General features: G+C 74.5%; 29 protein-coding genes. 21 read left to right on the forward strand and 8 right to left on the reverse strand.

All coding sequences use genetic code 11. The features are described from left to right. Positions 1–11: 11 nt before the first annotated feature. Positions 12–815, reverse strand: a complete 804-nt coding sequence (locus OSR43_RS02785) for a hypothetical protein (RefSeq protein ID WP_302269489.1) — start codon at positions 813–815, stop codon at positions 12–14. Positions 816–860: 45 nt separating this feature from the next. On the opposite strand from OSR43_RS02785, the gene OSR43_RS02790 reads away from it, so the two are divergent. From OSR43_RS02790 to OSR43_RS02830, 9 genes are all read left to right on the forward strand, one after another. Then, positions 861–1,808, forward strand: coding sequence for a Ppx/GppA phosphatase family protein (locus OSR43_RS02790; protein ID WP_302269490.1), 948 nt, complete (start codon positions 861–863; stop codon positions 1,806–1,808). Then, a complete protein-coding gene (locus OSR43_RS02795) occupies positions 1,805–2,596 on the forward strand; it encodes a sugar phosphate isomerase/epimerase (RefSeq protein ID WP_302269491.1) in 792 nt (263 codons plus the stop codon). The genes OSR43_RS02790 and OSR43_RS02795 overlap by 4 nt, the downstream gene beginning before the upstream one ends. Continuing rightward, entirely contained in the window at positions 2,593–3,177 is a 585-nt protein-coding gene (locus OSR43_RS02800; protein WP_302269493.1) for a TetR family transcriptional regulator, read from the forward strand. Before OSR43_RS02795 ends, OSR43_RS02800 begins: the two co-directional genes overlap by 4 nt. Positions 3,178–3,247: 70 nt before the next feature. Next, complete coding sequence (locus OSR43_RS02805; protein ID WP_302269494.1) at positions 3,248–3,961, forward strand: ABC transporter ATP-binding protein; 714 nt, start codon at positions 3,248–3,250, stop codon at positions 3,959–3,961. Further along, on the forward strand, positions 3,958–4,695 hold the full coding sequence (locus OSR43_RS02810; RefSeq protein ID WP_302269496.1) for an ABC transporter permease: 738 nt from the start codon (positions 3,958–3,960) through the stop codon (positions 4,693–4,695). Before OSR43_RS02805 ends, OSR43_RS02810 begins: the two co-directional genes overlap by 4 nt. 65 nt (positions 4,696–4,760) lie before the next feature. Continuing rightward, positions 4,761–5,702 (forward strand): proline dehydrogenase family protein, encoded by a 942-nt coding sequence (locus tag OSR43_RS02815; RefSeq protein WP_302271557.1) that lies wholly within the window; start codon positions 4,761–4,763, stop codon positions 5,700–5,702. A gap of 10 nt (positions 5,703–5,712) precedes the next feature. After that, complete coding sequence (gene proC / locus OSR43_RS02820; protein WP_302269497.1) at positions 5,713–6,516, forward strand: pyrroline-5-carboxylate reductase; 804 nt, start codon at positions 5,713–5,715, stop codon at positions 6,514–6,516. Between the two features lie 37 nt (positions 6,517–6,553). Beyond that, on the forward strand, positions 6,554–7,405 hold the full coding sequence (locus OSR43_RS02825) for a hypothetical protein (protein WP_302269498.1): 852 nt from the start codon (positions 6,554–6,556) through the stop codon (positions 7,403–7,405). A 31-nt stretch (positions 7,406–7,436) separates the two neighbouring features. Further along, complete coding sequence (locus tag OSR43_RS02830; protein ID WP_302269499.1) at positions 7,437–8,150, forward strand: DsbA family protein; 714 nt, start codon at positions 7,437–7,439, stop codon at positions 8,148–8,150. A 3-nt stretch (positions 8,151–8,153) separates the two neighbouring features. Here the strand turns inward: OSR43_RS02830 and OSR43_RS02835 are convergent, their stop codons facing one another. From OSR43_RS02835 to OSR43_RS02845, 3 genes are read right to left on the reverse strand one after another with little or no spacing between them, the layout of a single operon-like run. Continuing rightward, positions 8,154–8,831, reverse strand: a complete 678-nt coding sequence (locus tag OSR43_RS02835; RefSeq protein ID WP_302269500.1) for a TetR/AcrR family transcriptional regulator — start codon at positions 8,829–8,831, stop codon at positions 8,154–8,156. Continuing rightward, positions 8,797–9,237 (reverse strand): thiol-disulfide oxidoreductase DCC family protein, encoded by a 441-nt coding sequence (locus OSR43_RS02840; RefSeq protein ID WP_302269501.1) that lies wholly within the window; start codon positions 9,235–9,237, stop codon positions 8,797–8,799. Before OSR43_RS02840 ends, OSR43_RS02835 begins: the two co-directional genes overlap by 35 nt. Before the next feature lie 18 nt (positions 9,238–9,255). Next, positions 9,256–9,681: a hypothetical protein gene (locus tag OSR43_RS02845; RefSeq protein ID WP_302269502.1), complete on the reverse strand. Its 426-nt coding sequence runs from the start codon at positions 9,679–9,681 to the stop codon at positions 9,256–9,258. A gap of 164 nt (positions 9,682–9,845) precedes the next feature. On the opposite strand from OSR43_RS02845, the gene OSR43_RS02850 reads away from it, so the two are divergent. The 5 genes from OSR43_RS02850 (at position 9,846) to OSR43_RS02870 (ending at position 13,982) form a co-directional block, all read left to right on the forward strand. Beyond that, entirely contained in the window at positions 9,846–11,039 is a 1,194-nt protein-coding gene (locus OSR43_RS02850) for an acetoin utilization protein AcuC (RefSeq protein WP_302269504.1), read from the forward strand. 177 nt (positions 11,040–11,216) lie between these two features. Beyond that, positions 11,217–11,423, forward strand: a complete 207-nt coding sequence (locus tag OSR43_RS02855; RefSeq protein WP_154612902.1) for a helix-turn-helix domain-containing protein — start codon at positions 11,217–11,219, stop codon at positions 11,421–11,423. Between the two features lie 160 nt (positions 11,424–11,583). After that, entirely contained in the window at positions 11,584–11,685 is a 102-nt protein-coding gene (locus tag OSR43_RS02860; protein WP_008356322.1) for an AURKAIP1/COX24 domain-containing protein, read from the forward strand. 16 nt (positions 11,686–11,701) lie between these two features. Beyond that, complete coding sequence (locus OSR43_RS02865) at positions 11,702–12,826, forward strand: NAD-dependent epimerase/dehydratase family protein (RefSeq protein WP_302269506.1); 1,125 nt, start codon at positions 11,702–11,704, stop codon at positions 12,824–12,826. Continuing rightward, positions 12,819–13,982 (forward strand): lysophospholipid acyltransferase family protein, encoded by a 1,164-nt coding sequence (locus tag OSR43_RS02870; RefSeq protein WP_302269507.1) that lies wholly within the window; start codon positions 12,819–12,821, stop codon positions 13,980–13,982. Before OSR43_RS02865 ends, OSR43_RS02870 begins: the two co-directional genes overlap by 8 nt. 54 nt (positions 13,983–14,036) lie before the next feature. Here OSR43_RS02870 and OSR43_RS02875 read toward each other — a convergent pair whose 3' ends face one another. The 3 genes from OSR43_RS02875 to OSR43_RS02885 all read right to left on the reverse strand — a co-directional run bounded on the left by OSR43_RS02875 (position 14,037) and on the right by OSR43_RS02885 (position 17,249). Continuing rightward, a complete protein-coding gene (locus OSR43_RS02875) occupies positions 14,037–15,305 on the reverse strand; it encodes a DUF5667 domain-containing protein (RefSeq protein WP_302269508.1) in 1,269 nt (422 codons plus the stop codon). A gap of 141 nt (positions 15,306–15,446) precedes the next feature. Next, a complete protein-coding gene (locus tag OSR43_RS02880) occupies positions 15,447–16,226 on the reverse strand; it encodes a sigma-70 family RNA polymerase sigma factor (RefSeq protein WP_302269509.1) in 780 nt (259 codons plus the stop codon). A 138-nt stretch (positions 16,227–16,364) separates the two neighbouring features. Then, on the reverse strand, positions 16,365–17,249 hold the full coding sequence (locus OSR43_RS02885) for an HAD family phosphatase (RefSeq protein ID WP_302269510.1): 885 nt from the start codon (positions 17,247–17,249) through the stop codon (positions 16,365–16,367). A gap of 89 nt (positions 17,250–17,338) precedes the next feature. On the opposite strand from OSR43_RS02885, the gene OSR43_RS02890 reads away from it, so the two are divergent. From OSR43_RS02890 to hemB, 7 genes are all read left to right on the forward strand, one after another. Beyond that, positions 17,339–18,904, forward strand: a complete 1,566-nt coding sequence (locus tag OSR43_RS02890; protein ID WP_302269511.1) for a class I adenylate-forming enzyme family protein — start codon at positions 17,339–17,341, stop codon at positions 18,902–18,904. Between the two features lie 38 nt (positions 18,905–18,942). After that, positions 18,943–19,206, forward strand: a complete 264-nt coding sequence (locus tag OSR43_RS02895; protein ID WP_302269512.1) for a glutaredoxin family protein — start codon at positions 18,943–18,945, stop codon at positions 19,204–19,206. Positions 19,207–19,390: 184 nt separating this feature from the next. Beyond that, the gene (locus tag OSR43_RS02900) at positions 19,391–20,056 is read left to right on the forward strand and encodes a redox-sensing transcriptional repressor Rex (RefSeq protein ID WP_302269513.1); all 666 of its coding nucleotides are present in this window, start codon (positions 19,391–19,393) and stop codon (positions 20,054–20,056) included. Next, complete coding sequence (locus OSR43_RS02905; protein WP_302269514.1) at positions 20,053–21,393, forward strand: glutamyl-tRNA reductase; 1,341 nt, start codon at positions 20,053–20,055, stop codon at positions 21,391–21,393. Before OSR43_RS02900 ends, OSR43_RS02905 begins: the two co-directional genes overlap by 4 nt. Beyond that, the gene (hemC, locus tag OSR43_RS02910) at positions 21,390–22,385 is read left to right on the forward strand and encodes a hydroxymethylbilane synthase (protein WP_302269516.1); all 996 of its coding nucleotides are present in this window, start codon (positions 21,390–21,392) and stop codon (positions 22,383–22,385) included. The genes OSR43_RS02905 and hemC overlap by 4 nt, the downstream gene beginning before the upstream one ends. After that, positions 22,382–24,043 carry a uroporphyrinogen-III synthase gene (locus OSR43_RS02915; protein ID WP_302269517.1) on the forward strand — a complete coding sequence of 554 codons (1,662 nt, stop codon included), beginning with the start codon at positions 22,382–22,384 and terminating at the stop codon, positions 24,041–24,043. The genes hemC and OSR43_RS02915 overlap by 4 nt, the downstream gene beginning before the upstream one ends. Further along, positions 24,040–25,041: a porphobilinogen synthase gene (hemB, locus tag OSR43_RS02920; protein WP_302269519.1), complete on the forward strand. Its 1,002-nt coding sequence runs from the start codon at positions 24,040–24,042 to the stop codon at positions 25,039–25,041. The genes OSR43_RS02915 and hemB overlap by 4 nt, the downstream gene beginning before the upstream one ends. A gap of 51 nt (positions 25,042–25,092) precedes the next feature. Here hemB and OSR43_RS02925 read toward each other — a convergent pair whose 3' ends face one another. Continuing rightward, on the reverse strand, positions 25,093–25,710 hold the full coding sequence (locus OSR43_RS02925; RefSeq protein WP_302269520.1) for a malonic semialdehyde reductase: 618 nt from the start codon (positions 25,708–25,710) through the stop codon (positions 25,093–25,095). Between the last annotated feature and the right edge of the window lie 23 nt (positions 25,711–25,733).

Here is a 25,733-nt window from a genome sequence, read left to right on the forward strand (position 1 = left end):
CGGGCGGGCGGTCAGGCCCGGGGGACCGCGCCCGGGTCGGCCGGGTGCAGCGCGAGGGCCGAGCGAGAGCGCACGTGCGCCTCGCAGTGCCGGACCAGCTCGTCGTACGCCGCCTGGCCGAGGAGCGCGACCAGCTCGGCGGCCGAGGTGAGGTAGAGCGGCTCGACGGCGACGTGCGCCTCGGTGTTGCCGGTGCAGTACCAGTCCAGGTCGTGCCCGCCGGGGCCCCACCCGCGGCGGTCGTACTCCCCGATGGTGACCTCGGTGTAGGTCGTGCCGTCGGGGCGCTCGACGTCGCGGAACGTCCGGCGCAGCGGCAGCTGCCAGCAGACGTCGGGCTTGGTCTCCAGCGGGTTGCGGCCCAGGACGTAGGCCAGCGCGTGCAGCGCGCACCCGGCGCCGCCGCTGCCCGGCCCGCCGGAGGTGGGCGCGAAGTCGGGACGGTTGTGGAAGACACAGGCCTGCTGCCCGTCGACCACCACGGTCAGCGTCTTGCGCTCGCCCTCGTCGTCGACCTCGACCCAGTCGGCGCGGTCCACGGCCCGGCCGGCCGGCTTGAGCTGCCAGAGGTCCTCGTCGAGCTGGTCGACGAAGCCCGCCACGCGCTCCTCGTCGGCCTCGTCGGCGAAGTGGGCGCCCAGCGTGCAGCAGCCGACGTCGGGGGCGTCGGCGTAGATGCCGGCGCAGCCGTTCCCGAAGATGCACGTGTACGCCGACGTCAGCCAGGTCAGGTCGCCCCGGATGACCTCCGAGGGGTCGTCGGGGTTGACGAACTCCACCCAGGCGCGGGGAAAGTCGAGGTCCACTTCCGGCACGGGCGCCACAGTACGGCCCGGGACCACCGCAGTAGGTTGAGGACCATGCGCCTGGGCGTCCTGGACATCGGGTCCAACACCGGTCACCTGCTGGTCGTCGACGCCCACGGGGGAGCGGCGCCGCTGCCGGCGTACTCCTTCAAGCAGCCGCTGCGGCTCGCCGAGCACCTCGACGCCGCGGGTGCGGTCACCCCGGCCGGCGTCGACGCGCTCACGGCGTTCACCGCGGAGGCGCTCGTGGTGGCCGAGGAGAAGGGGTGCGAGGACCTGCTCGCGTTCGCCACCTCCGCCGTCCGTGACGCCACCAACTCCGAGGCGGTGCTGGCCCACGTGCGCGAGCGCACCGGGGCCGCGATCAGCGTGCTCCCCGGGGAGGACGAGGCGCGGCTGACCTTCCTGGCGGTGCGTCGCTGGTTCGGGTGGTCGGCCGGGCGGCTGGCGGTCTTCGACATCGGCGGCGGGTCGCTGGAGATCGCCGCGGGCCCCGACGAGGCGCCGGACATCGCGCGGTCCCTGCCCCTGGGCGCCGGACGCCTGGCGCGCACCTACCTGCACGGCGGGGCCGCCGGCGCGGACGAGGCGACGGTGCGGTCGCTGCGCAAGCAGGTGCGCGCCGCCGTCGCCCGCGACGCGGGCCAGCTGCTGCGTGCCGGACGCCCCGACCGGGCCGCCGCCACGTCGAAGACGTTCCGCTCCCTGGCGCGCATCTGCGGGGCGGCCCCGTCGGCCGAGGGGCCGCTCGTGCGCCGGACGCTGCCGCTGGACGCCCTCGCGGCGTGGGTGCCGAAGCTGGCCGCGATGGACCTCGCCGAGCTGTCGGACCTGCCGGGCGTCTCGGCGAGCCGTGCCCACCAGATCGTGCCCGGCGCGCTCGTGGCCGAGGCCTGCATGGACATCTTCGAGCTGTCCGAGCTCGAGGTGTGCCCGTGGGCGCTGCGCGAGGGCGTCATCCTCGAGCGGCTGGACCGGATGAGCGTCCTGGGCGAGCGGTGAGCACGCCCCGGATCGGCCTCTCCACGTCCTCGGTCTACCCCGAGTCGGCCTCGCACGCCTTCGGCTGGGCCGCCCGGCTGGGGTACGACGCGGTCGAGGTGATGGTGGCGCTGGACCGGGTCAGCCAGCAGCCGGAGATGGTCAGGCGGCTCTCCGAGCACCACGGGGTCCCGGTCTCGGCGATCCACTCGCCCACGCTGCTGTTCACCCAGCGGGTCTGGGGCACCGAGCCGTGGACGAAGCTCCAGCGCTCCGCCGACATGGCCCACGAGGTCGGCGCCGAGGTGGTGGTCGTGCACCCGCCGTTCCGCTGGCAGAAGGAGTACGCCGCCGGGTTCGTCGACGGCATCGCGGCGCTGGAGGAGTCGACCGGCATCGCGTTCGCTGTCGAGAACATGTACCCCTGGCGGGCCAGCCAGCGGCGCGGCGTGGAGATGTACCTCCCCGGCTGGGACCCCTCCACCGAGCCCTACGCCAACACCGTCATCGACCTCTCGCACGCCGCGATCGCCCAGGCCGACCCGGTCGCGATGGCCGAGCGGCTGGGCCCCCGGCTGCGCCACGTGCACCTCACCGACGGCACCGGCTCGGCCAAGGACGAGCACCTCGTGCCCGGTCGTGGCGCCATGGACGCCGCCGGCTTCCTGCGCCACCTCGCCGGCTCCGGCTTCTCCGGCGAGGTCGTCCTCGAGATCAACACCCGCCGGTGCAGCACGCGGGAGGAGCGGGAGGCAGACCTGCGCGAGTCCCTCGACTTCGCCCGCGAGCACCTCGCGGTCCGGGCGTGAGCCCCCGCGGGCGGCGGCCGGGCGCGCCGGACACCCGCGCGGCGATCCTCGCCGCCGCGCGCGAGCGCTTCGCCGAGGGCGGGTTCGCGGGGACGTCGGTCCGCTCGGTCGCCGCGGCGGCAGGCGTGGACGCCGCCCTCGTGCACCACTACTTCGGCACCAAGGACGACCTCTTCCTCGCGGCGCTGGAGCTGCGGGTCGATCCCCGCGCCGTCCTCCGACCGGTCGTGGAGGCGGGGCTGCCCGGGGCCGGCGAGCGGCTCGTCCACGTGCTGCTCGACGTCTGGGACGAGGAGGAGACGCGGCTGCCGCTGCTCGCGGTGCTGCGGGGGATCGGCGAGCCCAGCGGCCAGCGGCTCCTGCGCGACGGCGTGCTGCGGATGGTGCTCGGCCCGGTGGTCGCCGGCCTCGGCGTGGACCAGCCCGAGCGCAGGGCGGCGCTCCTCGCCACCCAGCTGGTCGGCGTGGTGGTGCTGCGCTACCTGCTCGAGGCCGAGCCGCTCGCGTCGGCGGGCCGCGAGGAGCTGGTGGCGACGTACGCCCCGGTCGTGCAGCGGTTCCTCGCCGACCCCCTGCCCTAGCCCGCCCGGTACCGCTCCCGCACGGGTTCCGCCCTTGCGGGGATCGCGTCGCGGGCGCACAATTCAACACATGATGAATTCGGTGGTGGCGGTACGGGGGCTCCGGGTCGTGCGCGGCGGGCGGGCGGTCCTCGACGGCCTCGACCTCGAGGTGGGGGCCGGCGTCACGGGCCTGCTGGGGCCGTCCGGGTGCGGCAAGTCCACGCTCCTGCGCGCGCTCGTCGGCGTGCAGCGCACCGCCGCCGGGACCGTCGAGGTGCTCGGCCACCCGGCGGGCAGCCGACCGCTGCGGCACCGGGTGGGCTACGTGACCCAGGCGGCGTCGGTCTACGACGACCTCACCGTCGCCGAGAACCTGCGCTTCTTCGCTCGCGTCCTCGACGCCGGGCCCGACGCGGTCGAGCGCGCGGTCGCGGCCGTCGGCCTCGGTGCGCACCGGGACGCGGTCGTCGGGAGGCTCTCGGGCGGCCAGCGCAGCCGGGCCAGCCTCGCCGTCGCGCTCCTGCGCTCCCCGGACCTGCTGGTGCTCGACGAGCCGACCGTCGGGCTGGACCCGGTCCTGCGGCGCGACCTCTGGTCCCTGTTCCACCGCCTGGCCGACGACGGCGCGGCGGTGCTGGTCTCCAGCCACGTCATGGACGAGGCCGAGCGGTGCGACCGGCTCCTGCTGATGCGGGAGGGGCGGATCATCGCCGACGACAGCCCGGCCGGGGTCAAGCGGCGCGTCGGCGCGGCCGACGTCGAGGGCGCGTTCCTGGCCCTGGTCGAGGGCGGTGCCGCATGAGCGCGCGGATCACCCTCGCCGTGGCCGGCCGGGTGCTGCTCCAGCTGCGCCGCGACCACCGCACGCTGGCGATGCTGCTGGTGCTGCCGTGCCTGCTGGTCGCGCTGCTGGCCTGGATGTACGCCGACGTCGGCGGCGAGACGTTCGACCGGGTCGGCCCCTCGCTGCTCGCGATCTTCCCCTTCGTCGTGATGTTCCTGGTCACGAGCGTCACCACGCTGCGCGAGCGCTCGAGCGGGACCCTCGAGCGCCTCCTGGCCATGCCGACGGGCCGGCTCGACCTGCTGGTGGGCTACGCGCTCGCCTTCGGCCTGGTGGCCGCGGTGCAGGCGGCGCTCGCGGTCGGGGTAGGCGTCGGCCTGCTCGACCTCGACGTCGTCGGGGCCGTGTGGCTGCTCGGGGTGGTCGCGATCGCCGACGCGGTCCTCGGCACCGCGCTCGGGCTGCTGGTCAGCGCCTTCGCGCGCACCGAGTTCCAGGCGGTGCAGTTCATGCCCGCGCTCGTCGTCCCCCAGATCCTGCTGTGCGGCCTGTTCGTGCCGCGCGACCTGCTGCCCCGGGCGCTCGGCGTGGTCAGCGACCTGCTGCCGCTGTCCTACGCGACCGACGCGATGCTGCACCTGAGCAGGTCGGCGACCACGGGGGAGGTGTGGAAGGACCTGGCGGTGGTGGCCGGCTTCGCGCTCGCCGGGCTGGCCCTCGGTGCCGCGACACTGCGCCGGCGAACCGCCTGAGGAGCCGGGGGCGCTCCTCCCTGCAGGCGGCGGCGGCGCCGCGACGTACCCTCCACACCATGTCCCTGCTCCGCCAGCCGCTCCTCGCGCTGTCCCGCAGCACCACCGTCCGCGAGCTCGTCAGCACCCTGCCGGTCTCCAGCGGGATCGTGCGCAGCTACGTCCCCGGCGAGACCACCGCGGCCGCGGTGGCGACGTCGGCCGGGCTCGTCGACGACGGCCTCAAGGTGACCCTGGACTTCCTTGGCGAGGACACCACCGACCTGGCCCAGGCCGACGCGACGGTGCAGGCCTACGTCGAGCTGCTGGGCCAGCTCTCGGCGCGCGGCCTGGCCCGCCACGCGGAGGTGTCGGTGAAGCTCTCCGCGATCGGGCAGGCGCTGCCCACCTCCGAGCGCGGCACCGGTCACCACGTCGCGCTGGAGAACGCCCGCACCATCTGCCGGGCGGCCCGCAACGCCGGCACGACGGTCACCCTCGACATGGAGGACCACACCACCACCGACTCGACGCTGGCGATCCTGCGCGACCTGCGCAAGGACTTCCCCGAGACCGGTGCGGTGCTGCAGGCCTACCTCCACCGCACCGAGGCCGACTGCCGCGAGCTCGCCCACGAGGGCTCGCGGGTCCGGCTCTGCAAGGGCGCGTACGACGAGCCGGAGGAGGTCGCCTACCAGACCCGCCTCGACGTCGACACCGCCTACGTCCGCTGCCTCAAGATCCTCCTGGCCGGCCAGGGCTACCCGATGATCGCCACCCACGACCCGCGGATGGTCGAGATCGCCTCCTCGTTGGCCAGCCGGTACGGCCGCGAGCAGGGGACCTACGAGTTCCAGATGCTCTACGGCATCCGCCCCGAGGAGCAGCGCCGGCTCGCCCGCGCGGGCGACACCGTCCGCGTCTACCTGCCCTACGGCGGCGAGTGGTACGGCTACCTCATGCGCCGCCTCGCCGAGCGCCCCAAGAACCTGACATTCTTCCTCCGCTCGTTGATCTCGAAGAAGTAGGGGCGAAGCTGTGTCGCAGACCGCGATCCTCGGTGCCGGCGTCATGGGGGAGACCCTCCTGTCCGGCCTGGTCCGCGCCGGGCGGCGGGTCGACGACCTGCTCGTCGGCGAGAAGCGTGCCGAGCGGGCCCGCGAGCTCGAGGAGCGGTACGGCGTCGCGGTGGTCGCCAACGTCGAGGCGGCCCGCCGCGCCGACACCGTCGTGCTGGTCGTCAAGCCGCAGGACATGGGCGACGTGCTCGCCGAGATCGCCCCGGTGCTCCGCCCCGGCCAGCTGGTCGTGTCGCTGGCGGCCGGCACCACCACCGCCTTCATCGAGTTGCGCGTCCCCGAGGGGGTCGCGGTCGTGCGGGTCATGCCGAACACCCCGGCCCTCGTCGACGAGGGGATGGCGGCGATCTCGCCGGGGTCGCACTGCTCCGAGGCCGACCTCACCGAGGTCGAGTCGCTCATGGGCTCGGTCGGCCGGGTGCTGCGGATCCCCGAGCGCCAGCAGGACGCCGTCACCGCGATCAGCGGCTCCGGACCGGCGTACATCTTCTTCGTCGTCGAGTCGATGATCGAGGCCGGCGTGCACCTGGGACTGCCCCGGGCGACGGCCTCCGACCTCGTCATCCAGACCCTCGTCGGCTCGGCGAAGATGCTCCGGGAGACCGGCACGCACCCCACCGTGCTGCGCGAGCAGGTCACCTCCCCGGCCGGCACGACGGCCTCGGCGCTGCGCGAGCTCGAGGTGCACAAGGTCCGGGCCGCGTTCCTCGCGGCCATGGAGGCCGCCCGCGACCGCTCCCGCGAGCTGGCCGAGGGGTCCTGAGGCGGAACCCTCCCGCCCGCGCACCCGTCCCACCCGCGTGAGGCACCCCACGACCGCCGCCGCGCTCGCGCCGCTCGTCCTGCTCGTGCTGTCGGCCGGCGGCTGCGGCACCGGCGGCGTCGTCCTCGACGGCGCGCCCGTCGCGTCGCCGTACGACGGACCGATGAGCGCGCCGGTCTCGCACGCCGACCAGGCCGGCGTCCGGGAGCGGTCCGGCGCTGCCGCGCTCGCGCTGGAGTGCGACGGGCGGCCCTGGGACGGCGGCGGCGCCGACTACGACAGCGGCCTCGCCGAGGTGGCGGACAGCCCGGACGCGGCGCTGAGCACCTGGTTCGACCAGGACCCGGTCGGCCACCTGCCGACCACGGGCTACCGGGCCGAGCGCGCGGACGGTGACCGGGTCCTGCTGTCCTACGACGTGGGGGAGCGGACGCGGGTCGCGGTCGTCGTGCACGACGGCGTGCGGGACTTCCGCGGCGAGACCGGCTGGGGGGTCGAGGCCTGGGCGCAGTGCGACGTCTCCGAGCTCCCGGCCGAGGTCTCCGACGCCCTGGGCCTCGAGGTGTGGACCGACGCCGACGGCCGCCGGGTGCCCACCGACCGGGTCGGGTCGCGGCCGGGGCCCGAGCACTGCGACTGGCAGGACATCACCTTCCTCGAGACCGGCGGGCGGGAGTACCTGCGCGACGTCGACGGCGAGCTCGCCGCCCTCACCGCCGGCCGGTTCGCCGCGGACGCGACGCTCCCCGCCGGCGCCCGGGACACCGGCTGGTCGCGGGACGGGCGGCGGCTCTGGCTCGCCGGGGACGCGGCGTACCTCGTGAGCACCGAGGAGCCGGAGGACGTCGAGCGCTGGCCGGCCAGCACCGAGCCGATCGGCTGCGCCTGAGGGACGAGGGGCGCCTGGCAGGATCGGGTGCATGCCCGCCGCCGACACGCAGGTCCGGTTCTGGTTCGACCCCGTCTGCCCGTTCGCCTGGCTGACCAGCGAGTGGGTGCGCACCGTGCAGCGCGAGCGCGGCCTGGACGTCGAGTGGCGGTTCATCTCGCTGCGGCTGCTGAACAAGGACGTCGACTACGACGCGCAGTTCCCGCCGGACTACGAGGCCGGCCACACCGCCGGGCTCCGGCTGCTCCGGGTCTGCGCCCGGGTCCGCGACGAGCACGGTCCCGACGCCGTGGCGCGGCTCTACGAGGTGCTCGGCCACCGGATCCACGACGCCGAGCCCACCGGCCGGGAGACACGCGGCACGGCGGCGTTCCTCGCCCCGGCCCTCGAGGAGGCGGGGCTCCCGGCGGACCTGGTCGAGGCGCTCGAGGAGGAGTCGCGCGACGGCCAGGTCCAGGCCGAGACCGACGAGGCCCTGGCGCTGACCGGCAAGGACGTCGGCACGCCGATCATCGCCGTCGGGGACGGCGTGGGGTTCTTCGGGCCGGTCATCAGCCGGCTGCCCGCGCCCGAGGACGCCGTGCGGCTGTGGGACCACGTCGTCGGGCTGGCGTCGTTCCCGGGGTTCGCCGAGCTCAAGCGCAGCCTGCGGGAGCGGCCCCAGCTGCGCTCCTTCGGCGTGGAGCCGCAGGGGACCGGCGCCGAGGAGGACTGGCACGGCGGCAGCCGGCGGCAGCACCGCTGAGGCTCACACCTCGCGCAGAGAGCCGATCAGCCCGACCACGTCGTCGACGACCCCGCGCACGACCGGGAGCCGGGAGAGCCGGGCCAGCCGGTCGACCACCGGGACCAACCGCTCCACGAGGACCCGGCTGCGCTGCTGGTCCGGGCTCGCGTCGTACACCCAGAACAGCACCACGCCCATCTGCAGCAGCCAGAGCAGCCCGGGCAGCTCCCGGCGCAGGCCGGTCGCGACCTTGAGGTCCGACCCAGACACGACCTGCTCGAAGATCGCGGTGCTCGCCTCGCGGGCGGGCGCGGACTCCGGGCTGAACGGCGAGAGCGGGCTGGCCGGGTCCGCGGCGTTGCGGAAGAACTGCCCGGCGAAGGCGTGGTGGGGGCGGGCGACGTCGAGCCAGGCCAGCAGGACGGCGCGGAGCCGGCCGGCGAACGTCCGCTCGCTCTCCAGCGCCTCCTGCGCCGCAGCCGCGTGCTCGACCTGCATCCGGTCGTAGAACGCCTGGACCAGGTGCTCCTTGGAGCCGAAGTAGTAGTAGGCGTTGCCGACCGAGACGCCGGCCTCCCGGGCGATCGCCCGCATCGTCGTGCGGTCGTAGCCCTCGGCCCGGAACAGCCGCATCGCCGCCTCCGCGATCGCCGCCCTGGTCTGCTCAGCCTTGGGCGATCGGGGGGCAGGATCCGGCACAGCGCCCAGGGTAGTCACCACCGTCGACCCCCTCCCGCAGCTCGGCCCGCCCGAGCAGGTGCCGCACGCCGGCGGCCGAGCAGGCCGCGGCGCGGGCGAGCGGCAGCCACTGTGGCCGGGCGAGGCGCTCGGCGCTCGCCCGGTGCCGCGCCGTCGCCCACAGGCACATCACCCAGGCGTGCTCGGCGGTCCACACCGCACCGTCGTCGCCCACCACCGTGACCTCCCGCAGCGTCCGGTCGTGGTCGAGGCCGGGGAACCGGGCCCGCGCCTGCGCCGAGCCCGCCGGCAGCAGGTCCAGCCGCACGAGCACCGGCTGGACGGCCAGCCAGTCGCGGAACCGCGAGCACAGGGGACAGGCCGCGTCGTACAGCACGGTCAGCCCGGTGGGCGTCGGTGCCGTCACCGGTCCCGGCACGCCCGCTCACCGGCCCGGAGCGGGGGCGGCCGGGAACGGCGCCGCGACGTAGGCCTGCGGCTCGACGGGCGCACGCCGCAGCTCCTCCATCCGGTGCCGGCGGCGGATGGCGTTGAAGACGTAGACGTTGAGGAAGTGGACGACGCCGAGGACGACCGTCACCACGCCGATCTTCACGCTCAGCTCCTCGACCAGCCCGCGCAGGTCGGGCACCTCGGTCCCGATCCGCAGGTAGAGGCTGACGAAGCCGAGGTTGAGCAGGTAGAAGCCGACGACGAGGAGCCGGTTGACCGCGCCAGCGAGCGCGTCGTTGCCGGCGTAGACGTCCTCGAGGAACAGCCGGCCGTTGCGGGAGAGCGTGCTCGCCACCCAGACGGTGAGGGGCAGTGCGACGGCGAGGTAGACGGCGTAGGTGCCGAGGGTCCAGTCCATGGGTTCCTCCGTTGTTGAACGTGTTCAAGTCCTGACGTCCTGACCATAAGGCGACTTTTGAACAGGTTCAAGACGCGGCGTGTCTCGACGTGTGCGTCCAGCCCGGCGGAGGGACGGCTGGACGTGACGGGTCGGTGGTGGCACGGCCGAGTAGCGTCGCGCCCATGTCCACCTGTCAGGGGCCCTCGACCGTCGTGTTCGACCAGACCCTGGCGCAGTACGACTTCGGTCCCTCGCACCCGATGTCACCGCTCCGCGTCGACCTCACGATGCGGCTCGCCACCGAGCTCGGCGTGGTCGGCGCCGGCGGGTCCGGGCTCCGCGTGGTCCCGGCGCCGGTCGCCGACCGCGACCTCATCGCGACCGTCCACGACCCCGCGCTCATCGAGGCGGTCGAGCGGGCGGGGCGGACCGTGGGGCCCGACGAGATGTTCGGCCTCGGCACCGAGGACAACCCCGTCTTCCGCGACATGCACCAGGCCGCCGCCCACGTCGTCGGCGCCAGCGTCGAGGCCTTCCGCCAGGTCTGGTCCGGGGAGTCGCTGCACGCCGCCAACGTCACCGGCGGGCTGCACCACGCCATGCCCGACCGGGCGAGCGGCTTCTGCATCTACAACGACGTGGCGGTCGGCATCCAGCACCTCCTCGACAGCGGCGCGGAGCGGGTCGCGTACGTCGACGTCGACGTGCACCACGGCGACGGGGTGGAGCGGATCTTCTGGGACGACCCCCGCGTGCTGACCGTCTCCCTGCACGAGACCGGCCAGATGCTCTTCCCCGGCACCGGCTTCCCCGAGGACCTCGGTGGGCCCGGGGCGGAGGGGTCGGCCGTCAACGTCGCCCTGCCGCCGGGCACGTCGGACGCCGGCTGGCTGCGCGCCTTCCACGCCGTCGTCCCGCCGCTGCTGCGCGAGTTCGACCCGGACGTGCTGGTCACCCAGCAGGGCTGCGACTCCCACGCCCAGGACCCGCTCGCCCACCTGATGCTCAGCGTCGACGGCCAGCGCGCGGCGTACCTCGCTCTCCACGACCTGGCCCACGAGGTCGCCGACGGACGGTGGGTGGCGACCGGGGGCGGCGGCTACGCCCTGGTCGAGGTCGTGCCCCGGGCGTGGACGCACCTGCTCGCCATCGTCGGCGGCGCGCCGCTCGACCCGCACCTGGAGACGCCGGGCGGCTGGCGCGAGCACGTGCGCGAGCGGCTGGACCGCACCGCGCCGTACCTCATGACCGACGGCCGTACGCCGGCCTACCGGGACTGGCGCGACGGGTACGACCCGGACACCTGGTTGGACCGGGCGATCCACGCCACCCGGATGGCTGCGTTCCCCTGCCACGGGCTGGACCCGATGCCCTGAGCGGGCGCGATCGCGGGGTCCGGTCGGTCGTGGCGCAAGCGGACACGCCGAGCGCCAGGATCTTTTTTCGTCTTCCCCTTCCCCACCAGTCACACGTGCCCCTATTCTCACCGGAGCGCGCCCGTGTGATCACCGCTGGGGAAGTCGGTGGCGGGCGCAGAGAAAGCACGGTGTGCCATGGCTGCCAACCCGCCCGGAGACATCTCCGACGCGAAGTTCCTGACCGTCGCCGAGGTGGCGGCGATGATGCGGGTCTCGAAGATGACCGTCTACCGCCTCGTCCACAACGGCGACCTCGCCGCGGTGCGCGTCGGCCGGTCCTTCCGGGTCCGCGAGGAGGACGCCAACGAGTACATTCGGCGCAGCTTCTACGACGCCGGCTGAGCTCGGCGCGCGCGCCGGCGGCACGACCGGCGACACGCTCGGCGAGGGGCCTGCGGGACCAGCCCGCGGTACCGATTCTGCGCAGTTCGGCACGGCGGATACGCTGTCCCGGTCCCTCGGGCGACTCCCGAGGTGACGCAAGGCTGTCGAAAGGTATCCCGTGGGTTCTGTCATCAAGAAGCGGCGCAAGCGCATGGCCAAGAAGAAGCACCGCAAGCTGCTGAAGAAGACGCGCGTCCAGCGTCGCAAGCTCGGCAAGTAGGCCTGCGCACGGCGGTGTGGTGACCAGCGGCCGGGTCGTGCTCGTCACCGGGGTCTCCCGAGACCTCGGTCGGCGCTTCGCGCGCTCGCTCGCCGCTGAGCCCTCCGTCGGACGCGTCATCGGCGTCGACGTCGTCCCCCCACGGGGGGACCTCGGCGACGTCTCCTTCGTGCGGGCGGACATCCGCAACCCGGTGATCGCCAAGATCATCGCCAAGGAGGACGTCGACACCGTCGTCCACATGAGCGTCATCTCCACCCCCGCCAGTGCCGGCGGGCGGGGGACGATGAAGGAGCTCAACGTCATCGGGACGATGCAGCTGCTCGCCGCGTGCCAGAAGGCGCCGAGCGTCCAGCACCTCGTCGTGAAGTCGACGACCACGGTGTACGGCGCCAGCAACCGCGACCCCGCCATGTTCACCGAGGACATGGAGCCCCGGCGCGCCCCGCGCAGCGGGTACGCCAAGGACGTCGCGGAGATCGAGGGGTACGTCCGCGGGTTCGCCCGCCGCCGCTCCGACGTGCGCGTCACCCAGCTGCGCTGCGCGAACGTGATCGGCCCGCACGTCACCAGCCCGATCACCTCCTTCTTCCGGCTGCCGGTCATCCCCACCGTCGTGGGCTACGACCCGCGCCTGCAGTTCCTCCACGAGGACGACCTGCTCGCGGTGCTGCGCCACGCCACCGTCGAGGACGTCCCCGGCACGTTCAACGTCGCCGGTGACGGCATCCTCATGCTCTCCCAGGCGGTACGCCGCCTGCGCCGGCCGAGCGTCGCGCTCCCGGGCTTCGCGGTCGGCAGCCTGGGCTCGGTGCTCCGGCAGGCCCGCCTCGCGGACTTCTCGCCCGAGCAGATCGCCTTCCTCACCTATGGGCGCGGCGTCGACACGACGCGGATGCGGTCGGTGCTCGGCTACGAGCCGGCCTACACCACCGCGGAGGCCTTCGCCGACTTCGGTCGCTCGTTGCCGCCGACCGGTGGGCACACCGAGCGGGTGCTCGGCGCCGTCCAGGACCAGCTCGAGCGCGGCGCGCTGGACCGCGGGCCGTCCCGGCCGCTGCCCGCGCCGCCGCCGTCGGTGCTGCCCCACCCGGCGGCGCCCGCGGCTCCAGGACCGACGACGGGGGCCGACCATGGGTGACGCCGAGATCATCCCGATCGGGACCCGCGGCCGACCCGGCCGCGGCACCGGCAAGCAGCCGTCCTCCGCCGCCCGCGACCTCGCCGGCGGGGCCCGCAAGCCGGCCCCCCGGCGTCCGGCGGCCGCGGAGGGTGACCGGCCCGACGGGCAGACGTCCGAGCAGGCCGCGGAGCAGGCCCCGACGCCGGCGGCCGTCCCGGTCGAGCCGGGCCCGGCCCCGGCCCCGCGCCCGCCGGTGACCACCGAGGAGCGCGACGCGCGCGGCGTACCCCTCTCCGACTGGCTGGCGGCCTTCCAGCACGCCGCCCGCGAGGTCTTCGGCCACCAGTGGGAGCCCCAGCTCGCCCGGCTGCTGGCGTTCCTGCGGCGCCGCGTGACCGGCGACTACGTCGTCGACGAGTACGGCTTCGACGAGGAGGTCACCCAGCGGTTCTTCATGGCCGCGCTGCGACCCGTCGCGGAGAAGTGGTTCCGCATCGAGCTGCGCGGGCTGGAGAACATCCCCGCCGAGGGCGGCGCCCTGGTCGTCTCCAACCACTCCGGCACCATCCCGGTCGACGGGCTGATGACGATGGTGTCGATCCACGACCACACCGGCCGCTTCCTGCGCCCGCTCGGCGCGGACCTGGTCTTCCGCACGCCCCTGCTGAGCACGCTCGCGCGCAAGGGCGGCGCGACCCTGGCCTGCAACGAGGACGCCGAGCGGATGCTGCGCGGCGGCGAGCTGGTCGGCGTGTGGCCCGAGGGCTTCAAGGGGATCGGCAAGCCCTACTCCGACCGCTACAAGCTGCAGCGCTTCGGTCGTGGCGGGTTCGTCTCAGCCGCGATCCGCACCGGCGTGCCGATCGTCCCGCTCTCCGTGGTCGGCGCCGAGGAGATCTACCCGCTCGTCGGCAACGTGCCGGCACTGGCGCGGCTGCTCGGCCTGCCCTACGTCCCGATCACGCCGCTCTTCCCCTGGCTCGGGCCGCTCGGTCTCGTCCCGCTGCCCTCGAAGTGGCTGCTGGAGTTCGGCGAGCCGGTCCGCACCGACGAGTACGACGAGGGCGCGGCCGACGACCCGATGCTGGTCTTCAACGTGACCGACCAGATCCGCGAGTCGATCCAGCAGACGCTCTACACCCTGCTGATGCAGCGGCAGTCCGTCTTCCGCTGACCCCGCTCGCGCGGGCCGCCGGTCCGACCCGTGGAGGCCCCGCGCGTCAGTCGGTCAGGGCTTCCCGGTCGGCTTCGGGGGCTGCAGGAGGCTGTCGACGAGGTCGCCGACACCGCCGAGCACGTCGTCGATGACCTCCGGCAGCGTCGTCGGGCCGGAGGTGGTCGTCCCGCCGCCCTTGCCGCCCTTCGTGCCGTCGTCCCCGCCGCCGTTGCCGCCGCCGAGCAGGCCGCCGACCACGTCGCCGAGGGTGGAGGGCCCGCTGCTCGGACCGGTCGACTGCCCGCCGCCACCGCCGACGAGCGGGGGCAGGGTCGGGGTGTCGGTCGGCGTGGTCTGGCCGCCGTCGGAGCGGACCTCGGCGCCCTCGCCCCGGTCGTCCGCGCCCGCGGCGCCGGAGCCCTTGCCGTTCCCCGAGCCGGGGGCGGGGGCACCGGCCTCGGTGGCCTTCGGGGGGACGAGCGCGCCGACGAGGCCGCCGAGGGCCTCCTCGACCGCCCGGACGGCGAAGGGCGGGATGACCGAGATGCCGTCGCCGCCGCAGACCGTGCAGAGCGCGGCCGCCTGGGCGTCGATCTGGGTGAGCAGCTGGGCGGCCTGGATGAGCGCGGGTCGGGCCCCCTCGGGGAGGACGGCCTCGAGGCCTGCGAGCGCGTCCATCGACTCGCCGGTGAAGTCGCGCAGCTCAGCGATCGCCTCGGCGTGGCCGTTGTCCTCGTAGTCGCTGATGAGGAGCTCGGAGGCGGCGCTCGCCTGGTCGCTGAACTCCGCCAGCGTCGTCGCGATCGTGTCGGTGGTGAGGGGCCCGGCGGCCTCCTCGGAGCGGGTGAGCTCCTCGACCTCGTGCAGGCGGTCCTCGGCGTTGGCCAGGAGTGCGCTGCCCTTCTGGCTGTCGCTCACGCTGAACCCGGTCTGGGCGTTCTCGATGGCCCGCTTGAGCGGGTAGAGGGTGTCGCCCGGGAGGGCGGACTGCGCCGCCATCGCCATCGACGTGGTGGCGCCGACGATGGCGAAGCCGCCGACGGCCGCGGCGATCCGACGGTCGCGGGCCGTGCGGCGCGGCGAGACGGTGAGCCGGCTCTCGACGTCCTTGCCCCCACGGGCGGGAGCGGCGACGAGCGCGGTGGCGGCCTCGGCGACGAGCCGCTCGCGCAGGTCGGCGACGAACGCCGGGCGCGGCTCGACCGGGGCGGTCGCCCGCAGGGCGCCCACCAGCTCGGCCAGCTGGACGGTCCGTGTGTCGTGCAGCTCGCGGGTCGAGGCGCCCTCGACCAGGGCGTCGAACTCCTCGGCGCGCCGTCGCGCCGCGAACACGGGGCTCATCGGATCAGTCCTGTCGTCTGGGTCGTGCCCGCGCCACGATGCGCAGGCACCCGGCACAACGACGGGTCGACGACGGAGGTTACGGGGCCCTCGACGCGGTGCGCGTCACGTGTCGCGAGGGCCGCCCGGGGGGCGCGGAGGTCAGTCACGGAGCCCCTCCGGCATCAGCTTGGCGAGGTTGCGGACGCCGCGCAGCTGCAGCTGCTTGACCGCCCCGTCGCTGCGTCCGAGGACCGCGGCGGTCTCGGCGATGCTCATCCCCTGGAGGAACCGCATCACCAGGCAGTCGCGCTGCTCGTCGGGCAGCTCGGTGAGCGCCTTGAGCAGGATCTCGTTGGTGAGACCGGCCAGCACCGCGGACTCCGGGCCCTCGGTGGCGTCGTCGTGCTGCCCCATGTCCTCGGTGGTCATCTCCAGGCGGGTCCGGCCGGCCTTGAAGTGGTCCGTGGCGAGGTTGCGGGCGATGGTCATCAGCCAGGCGCCGAAGTCCTTGCCCTGCCAGCGGAAGCTCTGCATCGAGCGCAGGGCGCGGAAGAAGGTCTCGGAGGTGAGGTCCTCGGCGAGCGCCACTGAGCGGGTGCGGTAGAAGAGGAAGCGGTAGACCGAGCCCTGGTAGTGGTCGTAGAGCAGCCCGAACGCGTCGGCGTCGCCGCCGCGGGCCAGCTCGACGAGGGCGATCAGCCGCGTCCGGTCGGCCTCGGACTCCTCCGAGGAGGTGGCCAGCGCGCCGTCGTCGTACGCCGGACCGGGCCCGTCGGGGGTGCCGAGGCCGCCGCCGGCGAGCGCCTCGGTGAGCAGGAGGTGGGGACCCACCTGGGGGCCGTCGGCCACCGCGAGGGCGGGGGTGCCGGCGAGCAGGCGCACGACCTCGGCGCGCAGGGCGTCGAGCCCGCGCGCGACGTCAGCACCGTCCCACGGCATCTGTGCAACCCCTCCCGGCCCGCAGCTCCCCCCGGAGCACCTCGATGGTAGGCCCGCACATCGCCGCCTGGGAACGAAATCACCCAAGACAGGTCCAGACCATCGACACGTGACCGACGCACTGCTGTTACCGGATGGTCACTTGTTCCGCCCGCGCAGCGCAACCCCCGCGGCGACGGTCCCGCTCGCGGCCCCGGCCACCGCGCCGAGCAGGAGGCCGGCGCGGGCGGCCTTGCGCCCGGTCCGGTAGTCGCGCACCCGCCAGCCCTGCTGGCGGGCGTGCGCCCGCAGCCGCGAGTCCGGGTTGATGGCGCACGGGTCGCCGACCAGCTCCAGCATCGGCAGGTCGTTGTAGGAGTCGGAGTACGCCGAGCAGCGAGCGAGGTCGAGCCCCTCGCGCGCCGCGAGGGCGCGGACCGCCTCGGCCTTCGCCGGGCCGTGCAGCATGTCGCCGACCAGCCGGCCGGTGTAGACGCCGTCGACGTGCTCGGCCACGGTGCCCATCGCGCCGGTCAGCCCGAGGCGCCGGGCGATGATCTGGGCGATCTCGATGGGGGCGGCGGTCACCAGCCACACCCGCTGGCCCTCGTCGAGGTGGAGCTGGGCCTGGGCCCGGGTGCCGGGCCAGATGCGGTGCGCCATCGCCTCCTCGAAGATCTCCTCGCCCAGCTCCTGCAGCTCGGTCACGGTGTGCCCCGCGATGAAGCTCAGCGCCGAGCTGCGGGCCTCGGCGACGTGGTCGGGGTCCTCCACGCCGACCAGGCGGAAGTAGGCCTGCTTCCACGCGGCACCGAGGATCTCGCGGCTGGTGAAGAAGTCGCGCCGGTGCAGCCCGCGCGCGAGGTGGAAGATGCTCGCGCCCTGCATGACGGTGTTGTCGACGTCGAAGAAGGCCGCCGCGCTCGGGTCCGCCGGCTGGTGGAGGGCCCGCTCGACCTCGGCGGCCGAGGCGGCCGCCTCGCCCGCGAGGGCGGACCGCTGGCGCAGGTCCAGGGGGATCCGGGGGCGCTCGGGCGGGCTCACGCGGGTCAGCGTAGACCTGCACGCGGACGCCCACGGGGCCTCGCGCGGTGTGGAAGTATCCGTCCATGCCTGCCTCGTCCGGTCCGTCCGTGGGAACCGCCCGGCGCGCCCAGGACGTGGCCGACCTGGTGGCGGTCGCCGCGCGCGAGAACCCCGACAAGCTCGCGCTCGTGGAGGCCGGCGGTCGCAGCGTCACCTGGGCGGAGCTGGACGATGAGGTCGGCCGGGTCGCCACCGGGCTGGGCGCCGCCGGTGTGGTGGCCGGGCACCGGGTGATGCTCGTGCTGGGCAACCGGATCGAGTTCGTGACCAGCTACCTCGGGGTGCTGCGCGCCCAGGCGGTCGCCGTCCCGGTCAACCCGGGCTCGACCTCCGGGGAGCTGGCCCGCGTGCTCGCCGACTCCGGGTCCCGGATGGTGCTCGCCGAGCCCGGCACCGTCCGCGCGGTGCGCGACGCCCTGCTCGACCCCGCCGGACCGGCCACCGCGCCCCGGCTGGTCGTCGTCGGCGGCACGCTGCAGCCCGGCGAGCGCTCCTACGACCACCTGCGCGCCGACCGGGCGCGCCCTGTCCCCCCGCTGCAGGACCCCGAGAAGCTGGCGGCCCTCCTCTACACCAGCGGCACGTCGGGCCGCCCGCGCGCCGCGATGCTCACCCACCGGGCGCTGCTCGCGAACATCGAGCAGGTCGCGGGGGTCGAGCCGCCGATGATCCACGGCGACGACGTGGTGCTCGGCGTGCTCCCGCTCTTCCACGTCTACGGCCTCAACGCCGTGCTCGGCGGCGTGCTGCGCCACCGCGCGAAGCTCGTGCTCGTCGACCGGTTCGACCCCGACGGCACGCTCGACCTGGTCGAGGACGAGGCCTGCAGCGTCGTGCCGGTCGCGCCTCCCGTCTTCGCCCACTGGCGCGGGGTCGACGGCCTGGCCGAGCGGCTCGGCCCGGTCCGGCTGGTGCTCTCGGGCTCGGCGCCGCTCGCCCCTGAGGTGGTCGAGGAGTTCACCGCGACGACCGGAGTGCCGGTGCACCAGGGCTACGGCCTGACCGAGGCGGCGCCCGTGGTGACCAGCACGCTGTGCTCGAGCGCGCCGGCGCCGGCCTCGGTCGGCGCGCCGCTGCCCGGCATCGAGGTCCGGCTCGTCGATGCCGCCGGCCGTCCCGTCGAGGGCGACCCCGGCGAGATCCAGGTGCGCGGAGACAACCTGTTCAGCGGCTACTGGCCCGACGGCGCGGACGGGCCGGCCCCCGACGGCTGGTGGAGCACCGGCGACGTCGGCATCCTCGACGAGGCCGGCGACCTGACCCTGGTCGACCGGGTCAAGGAGGTCGTCATCGTCTCGGGCTTCAACGTCTTCCCGGTCGAGGTCGAGGACGTCCTCAAGGAGGTCCCCGGCGTCGCCGAGGCCGCAGTCATCGGCACGCCGGACGACGTCTCCGGCGAGGCGGTCGTGGCGTACGTCGTGGCCGCCGCGGACGCCGACCCCGCGACGGTCGAGCGGGCCGCGGTCGAGCGCTGCGCGGCCCGGCTGGCGCCGTACAAGCGTCCGAGCCGGGTGGAGGTCGTCGCCGAGCTGCCCCTGACCGTGACCGGCAAGGTGCAGAAGGGGCGGCTGCGCCAGATCGAGCGCCGCCGCACGCTGGGGCTCCTGGAGTGAGGCCGGCGCGATGAGGTGCGCCCGATGAGGTGCGCCCGATGAGGTGGGGGCGGCGGCAGGCGGGGCCGCGGGTCACGCTCTACTCCAAGCCCGGCTGCCACCTGTGCGACGACGCCCGCGCGGTCGTCGCGCGGGTCTGCGGCGAGGTGGGGGAGACCTACGTCGAGCACTCGATCCTGGAGGACCCCGACCTCCTCGAGCGGTACGGCGAGGAGATCCCGGTCGTGCTCGTCGACGGCCGGCAGCACACCTTCTGGCGGGTGGACGCCGAGCGGCTCCGCGCCGCGCTCACCCCCGGCTGACCTGCGGCGCGGGCGTCCGTCGACCCCCGTGCGTGTTGGGCTTCTCACATGTGCTAGGCCAGGGGCCCTCGACGGCCCTCGTCCGTTTTGTTCTCCCGTTCACAAACTCCTACAGTGGCTGGGCCGCTGTGCGAATCCGGGCCCGGAACGGCCCCCGCCACGGCATGGCTGGGAAGAGCTGCACGTGACTGCACGGACTTCGACCGAGAGTGCTCGGGACATCCCCGAGGCGACGGTCGCGCGACTCCCCGTCTACCTCCGTGCGCTGACGGCCCTCTCCGAGGCCGGCACCGTCACGTGCTCGAGCGAGGCCCTCGCCGCGGCGGCTGGTGTCAACAGCGCCAAGCTGCGCAAGGACCTCTCCTACCTCGGGTCCTACGGCACCCGCGGGGTCGGCTACGACGTCGACTACCTGCGCTACCAGATCGCCCGCGAGATCGGCGTGACCCAGGACTGGCCCGTGGTCATCGTCGGCATCGGCAACCTGGGCCACGCGCTGGCCAACTACTCCGGCTTCAGCAGCCGCGGCTTCCGCACCGTCGCGCTGCTCGACGCCGACCCGGCACGCCACGGCGAGGTGGTGGCCGGGATCGAGGTGCAGCCGTTCTCCGACCTCGAGTCGATCGTCGCCGAGCACGGCGTCGCCATCGGTGTCATCGCCACCCCGGCGGTCGCGGCCCAGGCCGTCGCCGACCGGATGGTGGCGTGCGGCATCACCAGCATCCTCAACTTCGCGGCCGGCGTCCTCTCGGTGCCGACCGGGGTCGACGTACGCAAGGTCGACCTCTCCGTCGAGCTGCAGGTCCTCGCCTACCACGAGCAGCGCAAGGCCCAGGGAGAACTCTCGTGAGCGTCCTCGTCGTCGGCATCTCCCACAACACCGCACCGGTGGCGCTGCTCGAGCGGCTCGCCATGTCGCGCGACGAGGTGCCCAAGCTGATCCACGACGCGTCCACGTGCGCGCACGTCAACGAGGCGACGGTCATCGCGACCTGCAACCGCCTCGAGCTGTACGCCGACGTCGACCGCTTCCACGGCTCGGTCGAGGAGCTGTCCACCCTGTTGGTCGACCGCGCGGGCGAGACGACCGCGGGGATGCTGCCGCACCTCTACGTGCACTACGACGACGGCGCGGTCTCCCACCTCTTCCAGGTCGCCGCCGGCCTCGACTCCATGGCCGTCGGCGAGGGCCAGATCCTGGGCCAGACCCGCGAGGCCCTGCGGCTGGGCCAGGAGCTCGGCACCGTCGGGTCCGCCCTCAACGTCCTGTTCCAGCAGGCGCTGCGCGTCGGCAAGCGCTCGCGCGCCGAGACCGGCATCGACCGGGCGGCGCCATCGCTGGTCACCGCGGCGCTCGAGCGCGTCGGCGACGGCGCGCAGGGCGGCACGGGGGGCGGCCCCGGGGACGGCCCGGAGGGCGACCTGCGCGCGTCGGTCCACGGCAAGCGCGTCGTGGTCGTCGGCGCCGGCGCGATGGCCGGCCTCGCGACCGCGACGGTCGCCCGGCTCGGCGCCGAGGACATCGTGGTCGTCAACCGCTCCGCCGAGCGGGCCGCACGCCTGGCCGAGGAGCACGGTGCCCGCCCGGCGCTGCTCGCCGACCTCGGCGCGGAGCTCGCCGAGGCCGACCTCGTCGTGACCTGCGCCGGCGCGACCGGGGTCCTGGTCACCGCCGACATGGTGGCCTCCCGCCCGGTCCAGCGCCCGATCTCGTTCGTCGACCTCGCCCTGCCGCACGACGTCGACCCGGCGGTCGCCGACCTCCCCGGCGTCACCCTCGTCGACCTCGCCTCGCTCGCCGAGGCGCTGCACGCCTCCGAGGCGGGCCGCGAGGTGCTCGAGGTGCGCCGGATCGTCACCGAGGAGGTCGGTGCGTTCCTGGCCGCCCGCCGCAGCGCCAGCGTCACCCCGACCGTGGTCGCCCTCCGGTCGATGGCGACCTCGGTCGTCGACGCCGAGATGACGCGCCTGGACCACCGCCTGCCCGACCTCGACCCCGCCACCCGCGCCGAGGTGCTGCACACCGTCCGCCGGGTCGCCGACAAGCTGCTCCACGAGCCGACCGTCCGGGTCAAGGAGCTGGCCAACGAGACCGGCGCGGTGTCGTACGCCGCGGCGCTGGCCGAGCTGTTCGCGCTCGACCCCGAGGCGGTCACCGCGGTGACCCGGCCGGAGGGGTTGGCGTGACCGACCCCATCCGCGTCGGGACCCGCGCGTCCCTCCTCGCCACGACCCAGAGCGGCCACGTCGCCGACATGATCCGCGAGCGGCTCGGCCGTGAGGTCGAGCTCGTCGAGGTCCGCACCGACGGCGACCGCAGCCAGGCGGCGGGCACCCCGCTCGCCGCGGCCGGTGGCGTCGGGGTCTTCGTCGCCGCGCTCCGCGACGCGCTCGTCGCCGGCGACGTCGACGTCGCCGTGCACTCGCTCAAGGACATCCCGACCTACCCCACCCCGGGGATCACGCTGGCCGCCGTGCCGGTGCGCGAGGACCCGCGCGACGTCGTCGTGGCGCGCGACGGGCTGACCCTCGGCGAGCTCCCGGTGGGGTCCCGCGTCGGCACCGGCTCCCCGCGCCGCGTCGCCCAGCTGCACGCGCTCGGCCTCGGTTTGGACCTGGTCGGCGTGCGTGGCAACGTCGACACCCGGATCGCCAAGGTCCGCAGTGGCGAGTACGACGCCGTCGTCCTCGCCCGCGCGGGCCTGGCCCGGATCGGACGGCTCGAGGAGGCGACCGAGGTGCTCGACCCGCTGCAGGTGCTGCCCGCCCCCGGGCAGGGCGCCCTCGCGATCGAGTGCCGCAGCGACGACCCGCTGCTCGCCGAGCTCGTCCTCCTCGAGCACCACGCGACGCGCGCCGCGGTCGACGCCGAGCGCGCCGTCCTGGCGACGCTCGAGGGCGGCTGCACCGCCCCGATCGGCGCGCTCGCCGACGTCGTGGAGGGCGAGGACGGCGACGAGCTGTGGGTGCGGGCCGTGGCGCTCTCGCCCGACGGGGCGCTCTCGGTGCGGATGTCCGCCTCCGGGACCCTCGCCGACGCCGTCGGCGTCGGCACCCGGCTCGCCGGCGAGATGCTCGCCGACGGCGCCGCGGACCTCGACCCCCAGCAGTACCAGCAATCCCAGCACGACCAGCACGGCCAGCCACGACTCGAGCCAGAACAGGTGCGCAACGCATGACCCGAGGCAAGACCACCACCGCCACCACCACGCCCGGTTGGGTGTCGTTCGTCGGGAGCGGGCCGGGCGACCCGGACCTGCTGACCGTGCGCGCCGTGGAGCTGATCCGCCAGGCCGACGTCGTCGTGACCGAGGCGCCCGAGCACGTCACGCTCGTCCGCTCGCTGCTCGGCCTGCCCGAGCCGGTCGAGGGGCAGGAGACCGGCGAGCCGGTCGGTCCCGAGATCGTCGACGGCGGCTTCGGCGAGGACGGCCAGCCGCTGACCCACGCCGCCCGGGCCAAGGTCGTGGTCAAGCAGGCCAAGCGCGGGCTCCGCGTGGCGCGCCTGATGACCGGCGACCCGTTCCTCTACGCCTCCGGGCCCGAGGAGGCGCAGGCCTGCGCCAAGGCGTGCATCCCCTTCGAGGTCGTCCCCGGTGTCTCCTCGGTCAGCGCGGTCCCGGCGTACGCCGGCATCCCGCTCACCACCAAGGACCACCGCGAGATGGCGGTCGTGACCTGTGGCGACAAGGTCGACTGGACGCAGTACGCCGACGACCGCACGCTGGTGCTGCTCTCGGCCGTCGGCCAGATCGGTGAGATCGCCAAGGCGCTCGTCGCCGCCGGCCGAAGCCCGCAGACGCCGGTCGCGATGACCCGGGTCGGCACCACCACCGGCCAGTCGACGGTCTGCTCGACCCTCGCCGACATCGCCGCCGACGCCCGCGCCGCGCGGATGGCCCCGCCCGCCATCACCGTCGTCGGCGACGTGGTCGACCTGCGCCAGACGCTGTCGTGGTTCGAGACCAAGCCGCTGTTCGGCTGGCGCGTGCTCGTCCCGCGCACCAAGGACCAGGCCGGCGTGCTCTCTGCCCGCCTGCGCGGCTACGGCGCGGTGCCCGAGGAGGTGCCGACGATCTCCGTCGAGCCGCCGCGGAACCCCCTGCAGATGGACAAGGCCGTCCGCGGCCTCGTCGAGGGCCGCTACGAGTGGATCGCCTTCACCTCGGTGAACGCGGTCAAGGCGGTCCGGGAGAAGTTCGAGGAGTACGGCCTCGACGCGCGTGCCTTCTCCGGGCTGAAGATCGCGGCGGTCGGCGACAAGACCGCCCAGGCGATCGCTGCCTGGGGCCTGCGCGCGGACCTGGTGCCGACCGGCGAGCAGTCCGCGGCCGGCCTGCTCGAGGTGTGGCCGGAGTACGACGAGGTGCTCGACCCGATCAACCGGGTCTTCCTGCCCCGCGCCGACATCGCCACCGAGAACCTCGTCGCCGGCCTGGTGGACCTCGGCTGGGAGTGCGACGACGTGACGGCGTACCGCACCGTCCGCGCCACCCCGCCGCCGGCGCCGGTGCGCGACGCGATCAAGACCGGCAAGTTCGACGCGGTCGTCTTCACCTCCTCCTCGACGGTGCGCAACCTGGTCGGCATCGCCGGCAAGCCGCACCCCTCGACGGTCATCGCGGTCATCGGCCCGCAGACCGCCAAGACCGCCGAGGAGCACGGCCTCCGGGTCGACGTGATGGCGCCCAAGCCGGACGTCGAGGTGCTCGTCGACGCGCTCGCCGACTTCGGCGCGAGCCGCCGGGCGAGCATGCTCGAGGCCGGCCAGCCGGTCACGCGCCCCTCGGAGCGCAAGCCGTCGGCCCGCCGGACCAAGGCGACGTCCTCGCGATGACCGAGGCCGCTCCCGAGACCGGCTCGCTGCGTCCCGTCGTCCGGCCGCGGCGCCTGCGCACCACGCCGGCGCTGCGGCGGATGGTGGCGGAGACCTCCCTCGAGGCGCGCCAGCTCGTGCTGCCGCTCTTCGTGCGCGAGGGGCTCGACGCGCCGGTGCCGATCTCCTCGATGCCCGGCGTCGTCCAGCACTCCCGCTCCTCCCTCCTCGGTGCGGTCGCCGAGGCGGCCGAGCTGGGTCTCGGCGGCGTCATGCTCTTCGGCATCCCCGAGTCCAAGGACGCCACCGGGTCGGGCGCGATCGACCCCGCCGGCATCCTGAACCTCGCGATCACCGACGTGGTGGCCGAGGTCGGTGACGCGCTCACCGTGATGAGCGACCTGTGCCTCGACGAGTTCACCGACCACGGCCACTGCGGGCTGCTGACCCCCGACGGTCGCGTCGACAACGACCGGACGCTGGAGCGGTACGCCGAGATGGCCCTCGCCCAGGCCGACGCGGGGGTCGACATGGTCGGCCCCAGCGGGATGATGGACGGCCAGGTCGCGGTCGTCCGCGCCGCCCTGGACGCCGCCGAGCACACCGACGTCTCGGTGCTGGCCTACTCCGCGAAGTACGCCTCGGCCTTCTTCGGGCCCTTCCGCGAGGCCGTCGACTCCTCCCTGGTCGGGGACCGGCGCACCTACCAGCAGGACCCGGCCAACGCCGTCGAGGGCGTGCGCGAGGCGCTGCTCGACGTCGAGCAGGGCGCGGACCTGGTGATGGTCAAGCCGGCGCTGTCCTACCTCGACGTCGTGCACCGCGTGCGGGACGCCGTCGACGTGCCGGTCGCGGCGTACAACGTCTCGGGCGAGTACGCAATGCTCGAGGCCGCCGCGGCCCAGGGCTGGATCGACCGGGAGCCGGCGATCATCGAGGCGCTCACCTCGATCCGCCGGGCCGGCGCCGACGTCGTGCTGACCTACTGGGCCGCCGAGGCCGCTCGCCTGCTGCGCTGAGGGCCGGGCCCCGGCCCGGTCCTCCGCGCGGCGAGCGGCCCGGCCGGTCGCTCACGCCCAGGCGACGGCGGCCTCGGCGTCGAGGCGGGGGAGCCGGTCGAACCAGGCGCCCTCCCCGGGGTGGCCGATGTTCACGACGAGCAGCGTCCGCCAGCGGCCGTCGCCGAAGAACGCCGCGTCGATGCCCGCGGCGTCGAACCCGGCCATCGGGCCGGCGGCCAGGCCGGCCGCCCGCACGGCGAGGATGAACGTGCCGATCTGCAGGGTGGCGCTGAAGCGGCCCATGCCCTCGCGCATGCCGGGGTCGGCCTCGAGGGCGTCCTGCATCTCGGGCCGGATCGGGAAGACCGTCGGCACGTGCTCGTGGAAGCGGGTGTCCCACGCGAGGACGGCGACGGCCGGCGCCGACCGCGTCTTGGCGCGGTTGCCCTCGCTCATGTGCCCGGCGAGCTCCTCCTTGGCCTCGGGCGTGCGGACGAACAGCACGCGCAGCGGCTGCAGGTTGGCGGCGCTCGGGCCCATCTTGGCGAGGTCGTAGACCTCGCGGAGCTCCTCGTCGGTGACGGGGACGGGAGCGAAGGTGTTGGCGGTGCGGGCGTCGGTGAAGAGCGCGGCGCGGCCGCGCTTGTCGAGGGGGGCGAGGGTGGCGGGCTCGGTGTGGACGGTCATGGCGGCTTCCGATCGTCGAAGGG

It is taken from the genome of Nocardioides sp. Arc9.136, assembly GCF_030506255.1.
GTDB lineage: Bacteria > Actinomycetota > Actinomycetes > Propionibacteriales > Nocardioidaceae > Nocardioides.